Consider the following 2,287-nt stretch of genomic DNA (forward strand, 5'->3'; position numbering starts at 1 on the left):
GCCGGCACGAGGTCGGCGTTCTCCCCGCCGTCGCTCCAGCGCAGAACCTCGCCGGTGCCCGTCACCATCTCGCCGCCGACGACGGCGCCACCGAACCCGGTCCAGCCGAGCCCTGTGCCATGCGTCGACGTCGAGACCGCCCCCGCGATCGTCTGACGGTCGATGTCGCCCATGTTGGGCAGCGCGAGCCCGTGTTCGGCGAGCCGCTCGACGAGGTCGTACAGGTGCGTCCCCGCCTTGATGCGCACCCGGTTCGTCGCCTCGTCGACGACGATGCCGCTCAGCGCATCGAGACGCACCTGGACGTCGACGGGCTCCGCGATCGCCGTGAACGAGTGCCCTGCACCGACCGGTTTGACCCGCCCGCCCGACGCCGCGGCGCGCTGCACGAGCGCAACCACCTCGTCGCGTGATCGCGGCGTGACGACCTCGCGCGGCGTCGCCGTCACGTTGCCGGCCCAGTTGCTCCACTCAGCCAAAGTTCTGCCCTTCTCCCCGATAGGTCGCGACCTCGTCGACGAGGGCGCCGTTCTCGACGACGAGGATCGAGTCGAACCGCTCGCACATCTCCCCCGCCTTGGAGTGGCGGAACCACACGTGGTCACCGATGCTCAACCCGCGCGCGGACGCTCCGTGCAGCGGCGACTGCACCTCCCCCGCGCCCAGCTGGCCGTAGTACTTGAGCCCACGCGGATGCACGGGCACCGGCACCCGCGAGCGTGACGGCGGCCCGGAGCCGATGTAGCCGCCCGAATACGTGACGGCGGTCTGAGGGTCGGGTTTGCGCACGACGGGTGAGACGAACCAGCAGGCCGGTTTGGTGCGCAGCGCGCGGTAGCCGTCGAACAGGCGCGGCGCGAACAGACCGGAGCCGACGGCGATGTCGCCGAGCACGCCGTCACGCCCGCTGATGTGCGCCGATCCCGTGCCGCCTCCGTTGATGATCTCGAGGTCGGAGTACGCCCGCAGCGCGTCGACGACGGCGCGTCGGCGGCCCTCGATCTCGCGCATCGACGCCCACTTCATGAGGCGGTGACCGGGCGTCGAATCGGGCACGCCCGCGATCTGTGCCTCGTAGAACATGCAGCCGACGAGTTCGACGCCCGGCGTCCGCTCGATGCACTGCGCGAGGCTGACGGCGTCCTCGGGCGTACGCACGTCGGACCTGTGTGCTCCGGCGGTGAACGGACCGACCTTGAACGTCATGTCGACGTCCATGGCCAGGCGCAGCACGACCCCCGCCTCCGTGGCGACGCGCGCGATCATCGCGACGTGCTCGGGCGAGTCGACCATGAGCGTGACGGTGGCGCGTGCGTCCTCGTCGTCGGCGATGGCGCGCATCGCGACGGCGTCGGTGCTCGGGTAGGCGACGAGCACATCACGTAGCCCGTGAGACACGAGCCACCGCGCCTCGGCGACCGAATAGGCGAGCAGACCGCTGACGCCGTCGTGGCGCAGCGCCTCCTCGATGAGCGCGCGCACGCGGATCGACTTCGTCGCGATGCGCAGCGGCACGGGGGCCGCGACGTCGCGTAGCGCCGTCAGGTTGCGCGTGAACGCTGCGCGGTCGAGAACGCCCGTCGGCGCCCCGATCGGCCCCAACGGTGTGTCGAAGACGCTCACGCGGACACTCGGTCGGCGAACAGGCCGGCGAAGGCGTCGAGGACGGCGAGCGCCTTGTCGTCATCACCGTCGGCGAGCCAGGCGAGGGCGACGCCGTCCGTCATGGCGATGACCATGCGCTGGACGACCTCGGTCGGGATGCCGAGGTCGTTCGACCAGCGTGTCTGGAAGGTCTCGACGAAGTCGTGGACGATCGCGTAGTTCGTGGCGAAGATGCGGCGCGCGAGCTCGGGGCCCGAGTCTTCCTGACGCACGAGGTAGGCGACGAGTTCGTAGACGAGTCGCTGCCGGTCCGCCTGCGCACCACTGATCGACCAGTAGTGGCGGAACGCGGCGCGGATGGCGTCGACGGGCGAGACGTCGTCCGGCAACGGCAGTGACGCCGCCTCGATGTCGCGAGTCGCGATCGACTCGACCATGGCTTCGAGCAGCGCCTTCTTGCTGTCGAAGCAGTAGTGGACGGTGCCGAGCGAGACGCCCGCCTCCGTCGCGATACGGCGGACGGTCGTGTTGTCCAGACCGTCCCGCAGGGCGATCGCGACGGCCGCCCGGATGAGTTGCGCGCGTCGCGTTTCGATGTCTAGCCGAGGCATAACTGCGACTTTAACGCCCCCTCAACTGGACATGTGTCTTGCACCACATTCGACACCCAGATGGTCACCTG

The 2,287-nt window shown here is 69.7% G+C and carries 3 protein-coding genes; all 3 read right to left on the reverse strand.

Features of this window, described 5'->3' with window-relative positions; translation table 11 throughout:
* On the reverse strand, nucleotides 1-479 hold a 479-nt coding region (locus B2284_RS10435), incomplete at its 3' end, for an FAD-binding protein (protein WP_286697453.1).
* A complete protein-coding gene (locus tag B2284_RS10440) occupies nucleotides 472-1,623 on the reverse strand; it encodes an alanine racemase (RefSeq protein ID WP_286697454.1) in 1,152 nt (383 codons plus the stop codon). The genes B2284_RS10435 and B2284_RS10440, both read right to left, overlap by 8 nt.
* The gene (locus tag B2284_RS10445; protein ID WP_165584163.1) at nucleotides 1,620-2,216 is read right to left on the reverse strand and encodes a TetR/AcrR family transcriptional regulator; all 597 of its coding nucleotides are present in this window, start codon (nucleotides 2,214-2,216) and stop codon (nucleotides 1,620-1,622) included. The genes B2284_RS10440 and B2284_RS10445 overlap by 4 nt, the downstream gene beginning before the upstream one ends.
* Nucleotides 2,217-2,287 lie beyond the last annotated feature (71 nt).

Source organism: Dermacoccus sp. UBA1591, from assembly GCF_002322065.1.
In the GTDB taxonomy this organism is placed as follows: Bacteria; Actinomycetota; Actinomycetes; order Actinomycetales; family Dermatophilaceae; genus Dermacoccus; species Dermacoccus nishinomiyaensis.